Consider the following 14,974-nt stretch of genomic DNA (forward strand, 5'->3'; position numbering starts at 1 on the left):
GTCCCTTCGATACGACCTTATCCATGAGGGCCGGCAAACGCCGGGCTGCCGTCAACGGCGGCCCGGTGGTGCGTCGTCGGACCCGAGGCGTGGGTGGCAAGCGCCCCGGCCGCGCAGCGATGCGCGGTGCGGGGGATGTGTGTCGATGGAGCTTCGGGCGGTGGCGTGATTATGAACGAATTGCAACGGGATACGGATTCCGGCGACGCGAACACGCGCGCCGACGCGATCCGCGAGGGCGCGGTGCGCTGGCTGCTGTGGCTGCGCGCGGGCGACACGACGGAACACGAACTCGACGCGTTCGGGCGCTGGCGCGCGCAGAGCGACGAGCATGCGCGCACGGTCCGCGAGCTGATCTGGATGTGGGCCGTGCTGGAGACGGTCGGCCGCCAGGAGCCGGGTGCGCCGGGCGGGTCGACGCGCACGCATTGACGCGGCGAGCGGTGCAGTTCGGATTTGCGCGCATTGGAATGGCTTGCACATCGCAACGCGCGGGCGTCGCAAGAAAGTCTGCGGGTTAGGCGGGCCCGCTTCGACCTTGTATATGAGAGAGCGAGGGACCCGTGCAGAGGGGCAGTGAGGGGGCTGTGAGGCGGGGGCCGGGAGCCGCGGTTGGCTCCCGGATCACCGTTCACGCACGGTGGCCGGTGTGCGGCGAGGTGTTGGTTTTGCCGACTCGACCACGCAAGCCCGACGTCACGATTCAGGAGGGCGACCCGTGCTGCAGGCCGGCACGTGCGCCGCTCCACGCGGCGTCGAGCGGATCGCCGGCGTCGCGCAGCGGCTCGCGCAGAAACGGAAAGCGTTCGACGAACGGTGCGGATTCTTGCAAGGCCACGATATGGTTGACCATCCATTGCAGCAGTTCGCCGCCGTGCCGGACCTGTCCCGGGCGCCAGTCCGGCATCGTCGAGAAGACGGCCGAGAAGCCGCTCCAGCGCGACGGGCGATCGTTGTCGCCGGGCCGGAAATAGGTGTTCATCGCGACGTCGTGCGCTTCGGTCAGCGTGCCGACGAACAGCCCGTGCGGCGTCGGCACGCCGATCTGCTGCCAGCCTTCCGCGAGTGCGAGCGAGCGCATCACGCGCGCCGCGACGAACGCGATGCGCGTTTCGTGCTCGATTTCCGCGAGCGACATCACACCGTTGCGCTGCATGCAGCGCGCGACCGCATGCGGCCGGATCGCGTTCGACGCGAAGCTGCGCAGCACGAGGTCGGGCACCGTCAATTGCAGCTGGAATTCGCGCAGGCCGTGCTCGGCGCTCATCGTCGAGAAGTTGACGAACAGCCCTTCGGCGTGACCGAGTGCGCCGACGTACGGCTCGAGCCCGAGGCGCGCGAGCTTCGGCGCGATCTGGCGTTCGAGCAGCCGCATCAGGTTGCGGCGGTTGCGCACGCCCGCGAAATCGTCGAGGCCGCGCGTGACGATGTCGCTGATTTCCCAGCGGCGCTCGTCGGCGACGAGCCGCGGCGAGCCGCTCAGGTCGAACCGGGCGCGGCCGTGCGCCACGCGTGGATCTACGTACATGCCGGTGCCTCGTGCATCGATTGCGGGCGGACCACCGCGACGGCGCGTCGTCGCGCGGATCCGGTCGCCCACGATGCTGCGGCGTCGACAGCGCGCCGTCAAGTGCGAGCGCAGCGCGACGCACGCGTGCGCATGCCGCTACGACGGCCCGCGCCATCAACTAGACAGTGTGGGGTAACCCGATGATGCGCACGATCGTGGAACGCTTTGTCGAGCGGAGCCCGATGACGATCATGACACGGCTCGTGCTGCAGTGCGCGCTGCACGACGACTGGATCGGCGCCGCGACAGACGCCGGTGACGAACCCGACGGCGAGTCGACCCGCGAGGCACTGTTCGCGCTGGCCGTCGACGCGATCGCGGCGATTGCCGCGTGGCAGCGGATGCCGGATGCAGCCGGTGCGGCTGCACCGGGGTTTGGCGCTGCCGTGACGGCGCTGCACGACTGCATGAGCCGGTGGCGGTCCGGCTGGGGGCGCGCGCTGGCGAAGGACAGCGTCGAACTGCTGCTGCCCGTCGCGTCGGTGCGCACCGTCGACGGCGTGCGCGCAGTCGACGGGATGCGGCTGCGCGTGCTGGAGGGTGTGGGCGACGCATGCGCGCCCCGGGCCGACGGTTGCGGCTGCGGACGCGCATGTGACGACCCCGCGCACGATGCTGCCGCGGGCGGTACTCGCGTCCTGCCGGTCTACGATCCCGATCTCGGGATGATCGTCGACCTGCTGCCTTACGAGCGCGGCCGGTCGCATGAGCACGCATTCGTCGGCGCGCTGCTCGAAACGGTCAGGCCCGGCGAGCTGTGGATCGTCGACGGGCGCTTCGATACGGACGCGATCCTGTCCGGCTGGCCGCGCCGCGGTGGCGCGTTCGTCGTGCGCGAATACGGCCGCCCGGCCGCGTGCCGCCCGCTTGGCGACTGGCGGGAAGCCGGCGTGCTCGACGACGGGCGGGTAGTCGAGCAGCCGGTCGGCATGGCCGGCGACGGTGGTGTGTCGGGCGCGTTTCGGCGGATCGAATGGCGCCGCGCCGATGCGGCTGGCGATCTCGGCGAAACCGTCGCGCTGCTGACCGATCTGCCGGCCGCGCAGTTCGACGCGTTGCAGGTCGTGCAGCTGTCGTGCCGGTGCTGGCGCGACGCGTTGCCGCTGCCGCTCGAGCCCGTGACGAGCGGCGCGCCGTTCGGCGCCGTGCCTGCGCGCGCGGCGTTGCTGGCGAGCGGGATCGCGGCGTTCGCGTACAACGCGTTCAGCGTGATGACGCGCGTCGTCGGCGGTGCGCTCGATCTCGACGCGCGCGACGTCGAGCGCCTGCCGTCGCTGATCGCCGACGGCGTGACGGCCACCTATGCGGGGATGATGATCGCGCTGCCGCCCGAGTGGTGGGCGCGTTACGACCAGTTGCCCGCGACGGCGCTTGGCCAGATCGTGCGAATGCTCGCCGTGCATGTCGATCCGCGCAGCGAACGGCGCCGGCGTCGCGAGCAACGGCTGTCCGCGAAGTCGCAGGCGCTGCTGCGCGCGGCCACGCTCGAGCACCTGATGCACGACGACGGCGACGATCCGGCCGCGAACGTGTTCAGCTTGCGCACGATCGCGATGGCGACGCGCGACTTCAGCAGCAATCCGTCGAAGGCGCTGCGGCACGCCGGCGAGGCACTCGTGATGGTCACCAAGTACAACCGGCCGATCGCGCTGCTCGTATCGATCGACGACTGGAACCGGCTGCTCGGCGAGGTGCGCGAGACGAGCCTCACGCGGCTGTCGTTCGATGCGGCGGCGCAGGGTGTGCGCCCGGTCGTGTTGAGCGAATCGTCGCTGAATTAGCGGGTGCCGATGCGGGATGCGGGCTGGTGACGGTCGTTGCCGGCAGCCACGCAGGCACACGCCGCATCCGGCTTCAACTCGTGAGTCGACGCACCCAGATGACCGACGTCCACGCGAAATTTCCGCTACCGTAGCGCGCGATCAGCGTGTCGACGCGCGCGTTGATGCGTGCGGAATGCACGCGGCAATGCACGATGAAGTAGCCGCTGGTCACGCCGACGGCCGAGCCGTCCGGCAGCGTCGGATTGCCGTCCGGTGCGGGCAGCAGGTATTCGGCGATGTCGCCGGTGCTGACGAAATACGCGGTGGCGCGCCGGTCGACGAGCCGCTTCGCCTGGCTGCGCGACAGCGTCGGAATCGCGGCGACGAGCACGGGTTCGGCCGCGGTGTTCGCGTTGACGACCGTGAGGTCGGGCAGCACCGTCACGAACGGTGCGAGCGTATCGATCGCATGCGCGTCGTAGCCGGGGATGCGCGCAAGATCGTCGACGGATACGAGCTGCAGCGGCCACCCGCCGGGGCCGTTCGCGTCGCGCAGCGAGCGCAGCATGTAGTCGGCCGTCTGCTGCGCGAGCGCAGGTTCGAGCGACAGCTGGCCGAGCAGCCGCCGGTACGCCAGCACGCCTTCGCCGTTGGCCTGCCACGGCTTGCCGGGCGCGACGCGCGACACGAGGTTCATCAGGTTGAAGCGCGCCTGCGCATCCTCGACGCTGCCCGAGATCCACGCGCGCGACAGTTCGGCGTTGACCGCCAGCGCGTCGGACGGCAGCAGGTCCGAGAGCTGCACGTCGGCGACCGGCGACGACCAGGGCTGGCCGACGAACGTGACGTTCGACGTCGCGCTCTGCGCGCGCAGCGTCGCGCGCGCCCATTCCACCGCGGCGCGCTCGACCCACATCGTCTGCGTCGCGAGCCGCTGGTTTTCGACGTCGCGCGTCGCGACCTGCTGGCGCCACAGCACGCTGGCCGCGAGCGTGGCCGCCAGCGCGACGACGAGCAGCACCATCACGATCGCGATTCCGCGTTCGCGTTGCGCGCGCACGGTCCTTCCTGTCCCGTATCGAACCATCCGCATGCCCCCGCAGTGTCGGCGCGGCGCGCTCAGACCTCGAACGCCAGCCACGCATGCGCGATGCTCGCATGCGCAGATGACGTGACGCCGAACAGTGCGGCGAGCCCCGCTACCCAGCACGCGAGCGTCGCGGGATGCATGCCGTCGGCCGCAAGCGGGCCGACGAGGCTGGCGATAGTGTGCGAACGCCACAGCAGCAGCACGAACAGCGTGCAGCCGGCGATCATCGCGATCCCGAACATGTGCAGCGCGACCGCCGGGCGCCGCGTGAACGGCGTGCGGTGATGCCGCTGGTTCGTCGCGACGATCGCGACCCCGTTTGCGACGGGCACGATCGCCATGGCGAGCCCCCAGAACAAAGGCTGGTCGCTCGACGGATTGATCAGCAGCAGCGTGCCGATCATCAAGATCGGTGGAGCGAGCAGCGTCAGCACGGTCCACGACAGCAGTTGCCACGCGAGCCAGGGCGTGCGCCAGCGCAGCGGCGGATTCGGCGCTGCATCAGCGGCGGGCGGAAGCAGCCGGCCCGGCGTTCCGACGGCGCCGGACAATCGTCCGGCGAGCCACCGTACGAGCATCGTGGCGAGTGACATGGATCGTCCTGTCGTGGATGTTTTCCCTTCTCAATAGCTAGGACGAAGCGGGCGGTCGCAAGCCGCAGGATTTCGTGCGTGCCGGCGATTTGCCGCGCTGCGCATCGCGAGTCCACGGTGCGTAAACGGTCTCGGCGATCCCGGGCCGGGTTTCGCGTGCGTTTCGTGCATATCTTCAGTGGAATGTCACAAAAACTTCCCGGTTGAAACCCGAGGATTGTCGGGCTGCACGCTCGCGCGTCGCGTTTTCGCGCGTTGACCAGCAAGACGGCGACACGTTTGCCGGTGGTCCGTGCGCGAGTGCGGGCCGCCGAAGAGCCGGATATCGGCCGGGCGACGACACGCACACGAAACGGGGGCCACGCAAGGTCATGCGCCGCGTCTCGCGAGCTTCGCGCGAGGGGTCGGCTGCGCGCGCATTGCAGTCCGCGCCTCGTCGGTCGCACGGCATGCCGGTGCATCGTTCGGGGCATACGCGGGCCGGTTGCGTCGACCGTTTGCCCGTGGCGGCAGGTCGGTCGACGTTACGCAAAAAAAACATTGCGGCAATGCGCGCTTCGTTCCGTCTAGGTAGGTGGGAGCTGCGATTGGGTGCGCCGTACGCGGCCCCGTTCGCGACCGATGCACATGCGTCGGGTCGGCGGGCGGGCGAACGCGGACACGCGCATTTTTCTCATCGGACGGCGTGAAGCCGACAGGTGCATGACAGTGGAACAGTTCGAGGAAAACCGGCCAGACGATGCTAGCGGCGCGGCGCCGGACGACGTATCGGCGCGGGAAGCGGAAGCGCTGTCGCCGGTCATCAATCTGCGCGATACGGGGCGCTTCCTGCAGGTGCTCGAGGCGCTCAAGTGTTCGCTGGCCGTCAGCCGCCGCCCGTCCGGCGTGGCGGTAATCGGCGTCGACGGCGGCATCCCAACGCTGTCCGCGTGCCTGTTGCCGCGCTCGATGGGGATGGCCGTGTCCGGCAATCGGCTCGCGGTCGCGACGATGCACGAACTGATGGTGTTCGCGAACGTGTCGACGCTCGCGCCGCACTATCCCGCTCGCCCCGATCACTACGACGCGATGTTCGTGCCGCGCATGTCCTACTACACCGGCGATCTCGACCTGCACGACATGGCGTTCGACAAGCACGTCCTGCTCGCGGTCAATACGCGCTATTCATGCATCAGCGTGATCGACGGCTATTTCAACTTCACGCCGATCTGGCAGCCGCCGTTCGTGACGGCGACGGCGCCCGACGATCGCTGCCACCTCAACGGCATGGCGTTTGCCGACGGCAAGGTGCGGTTCGCGACCGCGCTCGGGATGAGCGACGAGCCGTTCGGCTGGCGGGGCGGGATGGCCGGCGGCGGCATCGTGATGGAGGTGCCGTCTGGCCGGATCGTCGCGTCGGGGCTGTCGATGCCGCATTCGCCGCGTGTGATCGGCGGGCGCCTGCACGTGCTCGAAGGCGGCCGCGGCCACGTGCTGCAGATCGATCCGCAATCGGGCGCGCGACGTGTGCTCGCGAAGCTGCCGGGCTTTACGCACGGTCTCGCGGAATACGGCGGCGTGCTGTTCGTCGGACTGTCGAAGCTGCGCGACAAACGCGGTCCGCAGGGGTTGCCGATTGAAAGCGAATCGGACGTGCTGGTCGCGGGGGTTGCCGCGCTCGACGCGAACAGCGGCGATGTGCTCGGCATCCTTCAGTTCTTCAATGGCGTCGACGAGATCTTCGACGTGCAGGTGCTCCCGAACGTGCGGCGTGCCGAAATCCTGAGCCCGCATCAATGGGCCGAGGCGCCGTCGATCGTGACGATGCAGGGCGGCTTCTGGCAGACGCGTCCGCGCGAGGACGACGAGCCCGCGAACGCTGGCGGGCGAGCGTGATGAAGATCGATTGTTGCGGGTTTTCCGGCGTCGTTTCGTCCTTATCGGTAGACGGGACTCATGCGGTGTCCGGCGCGTCGCCGCAGTGGGCGGGCGGGGTGCTGTGGCTCACGGGACTGTCGGGTGCGGGCAAGACAACGCTGGCCGATGCGCTGGCGGTGCGGCTGCGCGAACGATGTGTGCATCCGGTGGTGCTCGATGGCGATCGGTTGCGGGCGGGACTGAATCGGGATCTCGGCTTTACGGTGCACGACCGCTTCGAGAACGTGCGGCGCATCGCCGAAGTCGCGTCGCTGACAAGCGAATCCGGAGCACTCGCGATCGTCTCGGTCATTTCGCCGTTTGCGGCGATGCGCGACGCAGCCAGATCGATCGTGGGGCCGGCATTTCGCGAAGTTCATGTGAGTACGCCGCTGGCCTGCTGCGAGGCGCGGGACCCCAAAGGGCTGTATGCGAAGGCGCGGTGCGGCGCGCTGCCGGAATTCACGGGCGTTTCGTCGCCGTACGAGCCGCCAGTGAAAGCCGATCTCACGATCGACACAGGTCGGTCGTCGCTCGCGATGTGCGTCGATACGCTGATGCGATTCGCGTGCACGCAGTTTGTTTGTCCGGCGGATACGCGGCCGGTGCAGGGACGTTACGGCTGAGTTCGAATCGAAGAGCGGGAAAAGCATTGCGAAGAATATTATAAGGATGACGAATAAAGCGTCATCAAAGTGAAACAGGCATTTGATAGCGAAGCGGGCGATGCGTGCCGAGTGCTTCGCTGCGATCCGGAACAAAAAAGGGGAATGGCGCATGCCGCCGAGAGTAGACCGCAAGTCACGCGAACGATGGCGGCTGAATTGCCGATGCCTGGCCGGCGCCGTGCTGGTCGGAGGGCTGGGCCTCGCGCCGGGCGTCCATGCGCAGGAAGCCGCCGCGGCGCCGGCCGCGAAGGCGGCACCATCGGCACCGCAGACGTTCGACGTGAATGCCTTCGTGGTGCGCGGCAACACGACGCTGCCGACGCTCGAGATCGAGAAGGCCGTCTATCCGTTCGAGGGGCCGGGCCGCACGCTCGCCGACGTGAACGCAGCACGCGATGCATTGCAGAAGACCTACCAGGAGCGCGGCTACCAGTCGGTCGTCGTCGAGTTGCCGCAGCAGCAGGTGAAGAACGGCGTGATCCTGCTGCAGGTGACCGAGGCGAAGGTCGGCCGGCTGCGCGTCGACGGCGCGCAATACAACTCGCCGCAGAACATCCGCGACGCGGTGCCTGCGCTCGCCGAGGGCCAGGTGCCCGATTTCAACCAGGCGCAGCAACAGCTCACCGACCTGAACCGCTCGGCGGACCGGCAGGTGATCCCGGTGCTGAAGCCCGGCGCGATGCCGCAGACGGTCGACGTCGACCTGAAGGTCGACGATCACAGCCCGCTGCACGGCACGCTCGAACTGAACAACGACAACAGCCCCGGCACGTCGACGCTGCGCACGAGCGCGAGCCTCAGTTACTCGAACCTTTGGCAGCTCGGCCACGTGATTTCCGGCACTTACGTGATCGCGCCGCAGCATCCGAACGATGCACGCGTCTATGCGTTCTCGTATCTCGCGCCGATCAAGGACACGCGCTGGAGTTTCCTCGCGACGGTCGTGCACTCGGACAGCAACGTCGCGTCGGTCGGCGGTACCAACGTGCTCGGCAAGGGCACCACCTACGGCTTCACCGCGATCTACGCGCTGCCCGCGACGGAGACGTATGCGCATTCGGTCAGCGTCGAGATCGACCGCAAGCATTACGACGAGAACGTGAGCCTGGTGGGCCAGACGTCCACCGCACCGCTGACCTACGTGCCGGTGACATTCTCGTACAACGGCCAGTTGAGCCTGAAGAACTCGCAGACGTCATTCTCCGCGTCGCTGACGACCAACATCCGCGGCCTCGGCAGCGACTGGGGCGCGTGGGACAACAAGCGCTACAACGCAACGCCCGATTTCGTGTACGGCAAGTTCGACGTCAATCACACGCAACGCTTCGCGAACGACATGCAGGCCAACGGGCACGTCAGCGCGCAGATCTCGAATTCGCCGCTGGTGTCGAGCGAACAGTTCGCGGCGGGCGGGATGAACAGCGTGCGCGGCTACATGCAGGCGGAAGACACGGCGGACAGCGGCGTGATCGCGTCGCTCGAGCTGCGCAGCCCGTCGCTGTCGAAGTGGCTGGGCGGTGCGGTGGGCAGCCGCCTGAACGAGTGGCGCTTCCATGCGTTCTTCGACGCGGCGCACCTGTGGCTGCTGAGCCCGCTGCCGGAGCAGACCTCGCGCTTCAACCTGATGAGCGTCGGCGTCGGCACGCGGCTGCAGATCATGAAGTATGTGAGCGCCGATTTCGAGGCCGGCTGGCCTTTGAAGGCAGGCGTCTATACGCGGCAGTACAGCCCGCGCTTCGATTTCTACGTACGGCTGGGGTTCTGACGGATTTTTTTTGACCGTGCCGGGGCGACGCGACGAGCGCGGCGCCCGCACATTCGGGGAGTGGATCGTGAAGCGAGTCTTGTTTTTCCTGTTGGCGGTGATGCTCGGCGTGCTGCCGGGCATCGCGAACGCATGGTGGCAGAACGACTGGTCGTACCGGAAGGCGATCACGATCGACGCGAGCGCGAAGGGCGCGAACCTCGCGGAATCGGCCGGCCGCGTGCCGCTGCTGATCCGTCTGCATTCCGGCAATTTCCAGTTCGACGGGCTGGCCGACAACGGCGCCGACATCCGCTTCGTCGCGGCCGACGACAAGACGCCGCTGAATTACCACGTCGAACAATACGATCCGGTGCTCGGCGTCGCGCTGATCTGGGTCGACGTTCCGAAAATGCCGGCCGGCGCCGCGGAGTCGATCTGGATGTATTACGGCAACAAGAAGGCCCCGGACGGCGGCAAGCCGGCCGAGACGTTCGATGCCGACTACACGCTCGTCTACCACTTCAACGGCGCCGCGGGCGCGCCGCCGAAGGATGCGACCGCGTACGGCAACAACGCGCAGAACGCATCGTTCCGCACGGTCGAGGACGGCATCGTCGGCAAGGGCGCGCGGTTCGACGGCAACGGGTCACTGACGCTGCCGGCGAGCCCGTCGCTGAACCTGGCCGCAGGCGGCAGCTTCACGTTCAGCGCGTGGGTGAAGCCGTCGGCGCTGGCGCCGAACACACTGCTGTACGGCCGCCGCGACGGCGCGAACGCGCTGCTGATCGGCCTCGACAACGGCGTGCCGTTCGCGGAAGTCGACGGCGGCGTTGCACCGCTGCGCACGCCCGCCGCGGCACCGGTCGCCGCGAACCAGTGGACCTATCTCGCCGTCACGGCCGACGGCAAGAACCTCACCGTCTACGTGAACGGCAAGCAGGCCGCGCAGGTCGCGGCGACGCTGCCCGCGCTGAACGGCGCGGCGACGATCGGCGCGGATGCGGCCGGCGCGCCGGCCGGCCTGGCTGCCTACGCGGGCGCGCTCGACGAACTGCGGTTGTCGAAGATCGCGCGCTCGCCGGCCGCGCTCGCCGTCGACGCGCTCGCGCAGGGTTCGGAATCGAAGCTCGTCGCGTACGGCGCCGACGAGAAGCAGTCGGGCTTCGGCTTCGGTTACTTCGGCGTGATCGTGCAGTCGGTGACGGTCGACGCGTGGGTCGTGATCGCGATCCTGCTCGGCATGGCGTTCGTGTCGTGGGTCGTGATGTGGACGAAGGCGCGCTACGTGGGCACCGTCGACAAGGCGAACCAGTATTTCGTGCAGCGCTTTCGCGAGGTGGCCGGGCGTCACCTGGTCGGGCTAGCGCATGTCGACGAAGCGAGCGACGACGGCCGCCGGCTGTACCAGTCGTCGCTGTACCGGCTGTACAAGGCCGGCGTGCATGAAATCCACAGCCGCATGGACGGCAACGGCCGCACGGTGATCACGTCCGAATCGATCGAGGCGATCCGCGCGTCGATGGACGCGACCCTCGTGCGCGAGAACCAGCGGCTGTCGAAATCGATGGTGCTGCTGACGATCGCGATTTCGGGCGGCCCGTTCCTCGGCCTGCTCGGCACGGTGGTCGGCGTGATGATCACGTTCGCGGCGATCGCCGCGGCCGGCGACGTGAACGTGAACGCGATCGCACCGGGTATCGCGGCCGCGCTGCTTGCGACGGTGACGGGCCTGTTCGTCGCGATTCCCGCGCTGTTCGGCTACAACTACCTGCTGATCCGCAACAAGAACGTGACCGCGAACATGCAGGTGTTCGTCGACGAATTCGTCACGCGACTCGCCGAAGCGCACCGCACGCCCGATCACGCGGTGCTGGCCGACTGACCGCACTGAACGCACGCAGGAGACCACCATGCAGGTTCAGGACGACGACAAGCCGTACGACGACATCAACATCACGCCGATGCTCGACCTCGCGTACGTGCTGCTGATCATCTTCATCATCATGACGACCGCGTCGGTGCAGGGCATCAAGGTCGATTTGCCGAAGGCGAGCTCGTCCGCGAGCCTCGCGAAGCCGAAGACCAAGGCGATCACGGTCGCCGATTCGGGGCAGGTCTTCCTCGATGCGTACCCGGTGACGATGGACGAGCTCGAGAGCCGGCTGCGTACCGAGAAGGCGACCAATCCGGAATTTCCGATCGTGCTGAAGGGCGATGCGGCCGTGCAGTACCAGAAGGTCATGGATGTGCTCGACCTGTTGCGCCGCCTCGACCTGTCGCAGGTCGGTCTCGTGACCGGCAAGGCGAAGTAGGGCTAGGGCGCGCGATGGAAATGACCTACAACGGCGGCCCGCCGCAGAAAGGCCCCGGCCGCTACGTGAAGCCCGTTGCGATCGCGCTGTTGCTCGCAGGGCTGGCCGCGCTGATCTGGCATTTCGCGGGCGATACCGCGGGCGTGAAGCGCGTGAGCGCGCCGCAGGTGACGACGGTGATTCCGCTGCCGCCCCCGCCGCCGCCGAAACAGAAGCCGCCGCCCGAGAAGGTGAAGGAGGAGGTCAAGACGCCGGTCGACCGGCCGACGATCGCGCCGAAGCCGTCGGAGGCGCCGAAGCCGTCGGACAACCAGCCGAAGCAGATGACGATGAATGCGCCCGCGCAGGCCGGCACCGACAGCTTCAACATCGGCGCGGGCGACGGCTCGGGAATGATCGGCAGCGGCGGGGGCGGCAAGTTCGGCAATGCGAGCTACGCGCAATACATGGTGTACGTGCTGCAGCGCGCGATCGAGCAGGACAAGGGCGTGCAGGAGGCCGGCGGCGCGCGTTTCACGGGGAGCCTGAACCTGTGGATGGATGCGTCCGGGCGGATCACGAAGGTGACGGTCGCGCAGTCGACCGGCGACGCGAAGATCGACGCGGCCGTCGTCGCGGCGGTCGAGGCGCTCGGCAAGGTCGACGAGGTGCCGCCGCCGGCGACGTCGTACCCGGTGCTCGTCAAGCTCCAGGGCCGAAAGCCGGCATGACGATGCGCGCGAGAGACCACGAAAGAATCATGGGGCAGGTCCGTCGCACGGATGCTGCCGGAAAAGAAACGAAAATTGTTCGGAGTGCTTCAATGATTCGGAAGATGAACGGACGGGGTGGGGTGCCCCGCAACGGCGCGCTGCCCGCGCGCCTGTCGCGTGTTGGCGCGGCGGTGCTGATGCTGGGGTTGACGTGCGCGTCCGTCGCACAGGGTCAATCGCTCGAGGCGCAGGCGGCATCGGGGAAGGCCGCGCCGACGGAAAGCGTGGTGATCAACCTGATCAACCTGCTCGTCAAGCGCGGCGTGCTCACGCAGCAGAACGCGAACGAGCTGATCAGCGAGGCGCGCACGGAGGCCGTGCACGCGCGGGCCGCGCGCGGATCGGGCGCACCGGTCGTTGCGGGCGGCGTGGTCAACCCGCCGACGCAGCCGGGCGACGTCGCGGTGCCGTACGTGCCGCAGCTCGTGCGCGACCAGATCCGCGACCAGGTGAAGCAGGAAGTGATCGCGCAGGCGAAGGCCGAGAACTGGGCACAGCCGAACACGTTCCCCGACTGGGTGTCGCGCATCAAGCTCGACGGCGACCTGCGCGTGCGCGACGAATACCACTTCTACGGCAGTCGCAACGCGAACAACGTGACGAACTTCGCGGCGATCAACCAGGGCGGCGGGTTCGACATCAACCCGAACACCAACACGACGCAACTGCCGACGCAGAACACCACGCAGAACCGCAACAACCTGCTGCGCTACCGCGCGCGGCTCGGCGTGACGGCGACGCTGTCCGACGACATGATCGCCGGCATCCAGCTCGCGAGCGGCAACGACAACGGGCCCGTGTCGACCACGTCGACCGCCGGCGGCGGCTTCGCGAAGAAGAACATCTGGCTGAACAAGGCGTTCTTCGCGTACCGGCCGACGTCGTGGCTGAACCTGACGGCCGGCCGCTTCGACAATCCATTCTTCAAGTCGGACCTGGTGTTCGCCGACGACCTGATGATGGACGGGCTCGCCGCGAACCTGCGCCACGCGCTGCCGTGGAATCCGGACGTCACGCTGTTCGGCACGCTCGGCGTGTTTCCGATCCAGTACACGAGCGAGAACTTCCCGTCGAACAGCACCGACAAGGCCGGCAGCGACACGAAATGGATGTTCGGCGCGCAGTTCGGCGCGGACTGGAAGATCGATGCGAAGAACCGGCTGCGCGGCGCCATCGCGTACTACGACTTCCAGAACATGCGCGGCACGCTGTCGTCGCCGTGCGCGCTGTATCTTGGTGCGACGAGCTGCAACACCGACAACGAGGCGCCCGCGTTCATGCAGGGCGGCAACACGCTGATCGCGCTGCGCAACATCGTGCAGAACCCGAACCTCGCGCCGGGGATGACGCCGCAGCCGCAACTCTTCGGGCTCGCATACAACTACCGGCTGCTCGACCTGAAGGCGCAGTGGGACACGGTGGTGGCCGATCGCTTCAAGCTGCGTCTGGACGGCGAATTCGTGCGCAACCTCGCGTACAACGACAACAAGGCGTTCGCGGCGGCGTCGCTGCCGGTCAACAACTACGAATCGACGTCGGTGAACGCGACGCGCGCCGATTACCGCAGCGGCCCGAACGGCTTCCTCGCGAAGGCGACGGTCGGCGAGCCGGAGCCGCGCGAGAAGGGCCAGTGGAATTTCTCGATCGCGTACAAGTACCTGCAGCCGGACGCCGTGCTCGATGCGTTCAACGATCCCGACTTCCATCTCGGCGGCACCAACGCGCGCGGCTACGTGATCGGCGCCGCGTACGCGGTGGCACGCGACACCTGGGTGTCGGCCCGCTACCTGAGCTCGAAGGAAGTGTACGGGCCGCCGGTATCGATCGACGTGCTGCAGATCGAGCTCAATGCTCGCTTCTGACCGGAGCCGCGAATGAACACGACCTATCGCACGATGCTTTCGGCCGGCGTGGCCGGCGCGCTGCTGCTCGCGGCCGGCGGTGCACACGCGCAGAGCATCGAGGACAAGCTGCGCAGCCAGTTGCGCTCGACCGTGCAGGAGTTGCGCCAGTTGCAGGACAACCAGGCGCAATTGCAGAGCGACAAGGCGGCAGCCGAGAAGCAGCGCGACGACGCGCTCGCGCAACTGAAGACGTTGCAGGGGCAACTCGCGGCGGCGCGCGGCGATTCGGGCGCCGAGGCGGCCGCGAAGCGCGCGCTCGCGCAGGAGCGGGCGGGCCGCGAGCAGGACGCGAAGTCGCTGGCGAAATACAAGTCGTCCTACGAGGATCTGCTCGCCGTGTCGCGTGCCCGCGATGCGCAGCACACGCAATTGCAAAAGGACGTCGCCGCGCGTGACACGCAACTGACAACCTGCCAGGCACACAATGCCGAGCTGTATCGCGTGGGGCACGAGATTCTCGACGCGTACGAGCATGTCGGGATCGGCACGTTCTTCTCGTCGCGGCAGCCGTTCGCGCAGTCGGCGCGCGTGAAATATGACGATCTCGCGCAACGCTACGGCGATGCGCTGTATGCGGGCAAGTACGACCCGGCCGCGCGGCCGGCCGCCGCGGCACCGGCACCCGCGTCGGCCGCACCGGCAAGCGCGCCGTGAGCGCATGGCCCGAAGCCGGGCTTGA

The 14,974-nt window shown here is 67.9% G+C and carries 13 protein-coding genes; 10 read left to right on the forward strand and 3 right to left on the reverse strand.

Features of this window, described 5'->3' with window-relative positions; all coding sequences use genetic code 11:
- Positions 1-171: 171 nt before the first annotated feature.
- Positions 172-432, forward strand: coding sequence for a FecR/PupR family sigma factor regulator (locus tag CUJ89_RS21850; protein ID WP_236655053.1), 261 nt, complete (start codon positions 172-174; stop codon positions 430-432).
- A 271-nt stretch (positions 433-703) separates the two neighbouring features.
- On the opposite strand, the gene CUJ89_RS21855 is transcribed toward CUJ89_RS21850, so the two are convergent.
- Positions 704-1,528, reverse strand: coding sequence for a hypothetical protein (locus tag CUJ89_RS21855; RefSeq protein WP_114179525.1), 825 nt, complete (start codon positions 1,526-1,528; stop codon positions 704-706).
- Positions 1,529-1,710: 182 nt separating this feature from the next.
- Between CUJ89_RS21855 and CUJ89_RS21860 the strand changes: the two genes are divergently transcribed.
- Entirely contained in the window at positions 1,711-3,351 is a 1,641-nt protein-coding gene (locus CUJ89_RS21860; protein ID WP_114179526.1) for a type II toxin-antitoxin system Phd/YefM family antitoxin, read from the forward strand.
- Between the two features lie 73 nt (positions 3,352-3,424).
- Here CUJ89_RS21860 and gspK read toward each other — a convergent pair whose 3' ends face one another.
- Together gspK and CUJ89_RS21870 are read right to left on the reverse strand one after the other, a co-directional pair.
- Positions 3,425-4,420 (reverse strand): type II secretion system minor pseudopilin GspK, encoded by a 996-nt coding sequence (gene gspK, locus CUJ89_RS21865; protein WP_114181497.1) that lies wholly within the window; start codon positions 4,418-4,420, stop codon positions 3,425-3,427.
- 32 nt (positions 4,421-4,452) lie between these two features.
- Positions 4,453-5,016, reverse strand: coding sequence for a hypothetical protein (locus CUJ89_RS21870; RefSeq protein WP_114179527.1), 564 nt, complete (start codon positions 5,014-5,016; stop codon positions 4,453-4,455).
- Positions 5,017-5,718: 702 nt separating this feature from the next.
- Here CUJ89_RS21870 and CUJ89_RS21875 point away from each other — a divergent pair.
- The 8 genes from CUJ89_RS21875 to CUJ89_RS21910 all read left to right on the forward strand — a co-directional run bounded on the left by CUJ89_RS21875 (position 5,719) and on the right by CUJ89_RS21910 (position 14,949).
- A complete protein-coding gene (locus CUJ89_RS21875) occupies positions 5,719-6,891 on the forward strand; it encodes a TIGR03032 family protein (RefSeq protein WP_114179528.1) in 1,173 nt (390 codons plus the stop codon).
- Between the two features lie 65 nt (positions 6,892-6,956).
- Positions 6,957-7,538 carry an adenylyl-sulfate kinase gene (gene cysC / locus CUJ89_RS21880; protein WP_236655055.1) on the forward strand — a complete coding sequence of 194 codons (582 nt, stop codon included), beginning with the start codon at positions 6,957-6,959 and terminating at the stop codon, positions 7,536-7,538.
- A 151-nt stretch (positions 7,539-7,689) separates the two neighbouring features.
- Entirely contained in the window at positions 7,690-9,345 is a 1,656-nt protein-coding gene (locus CUJ89_RS21885; RefSeq protein ID WP_236655056.1) for a ShlB/FhaC/HecB family hemolysin secretion/activation protein, read from the forward strand.
- 67 nt (positions 9,346-9,412) lie between these two features.
- Complete coding sequence (locus tag CUJ89_RS21890; protein WP_114181499.1) at positions 9,413-11,209, forward strand: DUF2341 domain-containing protein; 1,797 nt, start codon at positions 9,413-9,415, stop codon at positions 11,207-11,209.
- A gap of 28 nt (positions 11,210-11,237) precedes the next feature.
- The gene (locus CUJ89_RS21895; protein WP_114179530.1) at positions 11,238-11,639 is read left to right on the forward strand and encodes an ExbD/TolR family protein; all 402 of its coding nucleotides are present in this window, start codon (positions 11,238-11,240) and stop codon (positions 11,637-11,639) included.
- Between the two features lie 14 nt (positions 11,640-11,653).
- A complete protein-coding gene (locus CUJ89_RS21900; protein WP_114179531.1) occupies positions 11,654-12,349 on the forward strand; it encodes a TonB family protein in 696 nt (231 codons plus the stop codon).
- A gap of 92 nt (positions 12,350-12,441) precedes the next feature.
- Positions 12,442-14,253, forward strand: coding sequence for a putative porin (locus CUJ89_RS21905; protein ID WP_114179532.1), 1,812 nt, complete (start codon positions 12,442-12,444; stop codon positions 14,251-14,253).
- 12 nt (positions 14,254-14,265) lie between these two features.
- Complete coding sequence (locus CUJ89_RS21910; protein ID WP_114179533.1) at positions 14,266-14,949, forward strand: hypothetical protein; 684 nt, start codon at positions 14,266-14,268, stop codon at positions 14,947-14,949.
- The last annotated feature ends 25 nt before the right edge of the window (positions 14,950-14,974 follow it).

The sequence above is a fragment of the Burkholderia pyrrocinia genome (assembly GCF_003330765.1).
In the GTDB taxonomy this organism is placed as follows: Bacteria; Pseudomonadota; Gammaproteobacteria; order Burkholderiales; family Burkholderiaceae; genus Burkholderia; species Burkholderia pyrrocinia_B.

Coding starts and splice junctions, on each gene's coding strand:
- CUJ89_RS21850 (WP_236655053.1), top strand. CDS start 172: ATGAACGAATTGCAACGGGATACGGATTCCGGCGACGCGAACACGCGC.
- CUJ89_RS21855 (WP_114179525.1), bottom strand. CDS start 1,528: ATGTACGTAGATCCACGCGTGGCGCACGGCCGCGCCCGGTTCGACCTG.
- CUJ89_RS21860 (WP_114179526.1), top strand. CDS start 1,711: ATGATGCGCACGATCGTGGAACGCTTTGTCGAGCGGAGCCCGATGACG.
- gspK (WP_114181497.1), bottom strand. CDS start 4,420: ATGGTTCGATACGGGACAGGAAGGACCGTGCGCGCGCAACGCGAACGC.
- CUJ89_RS21870 (WP_114179527.1), bottom strand. CDS start 5,016: ATGTCACTCGCCACGATGCTCGTACGGTGGCTCGCCGGACGATTGTCC.
- CUJ89_RS21875 (WP_114179528.1), top strand. CDS start 5,719: ATGACAGTGGAACAGTTCGAGGAAAACCGGCCAGACGATGCTAGCGGC.
- CUJ89_RS21885 (WP_236655056.1), top strand. CDS start 7,690: ATGCCGCCGAGAGTAGACCGCAAGTCACGCGAACGATGGCGGCTGAAT.
- CUJ89_RS21895 (WP_114179530.1), top strand. CDS start 11,238: ATGCAGGTTCAGGACGACGACAAGCCGTACGACGACATCAACATCACG.
- CUJ89_RS21900 (WP_114179531.1), top strand. CDS start 11,654: ATGGAAATGACCTACAACGGCGGCCCGCCGCAGAAAGGCCCCGGCCGC.
- CUJ89_RS21905 (WP_114179532.1), top strand. CDS start 12,442: ATGATTCGGAAGATGAACGGACGGGGTGGGGTGCCCCGCAACGGCGCG.
- CUJ89_RS21910 (WP_114179533.1), top strand. CDS start 14,266: ATGAACACGACCTATCGCACGATGCTTTCGGCCGGCGTGGCCGGCGCG.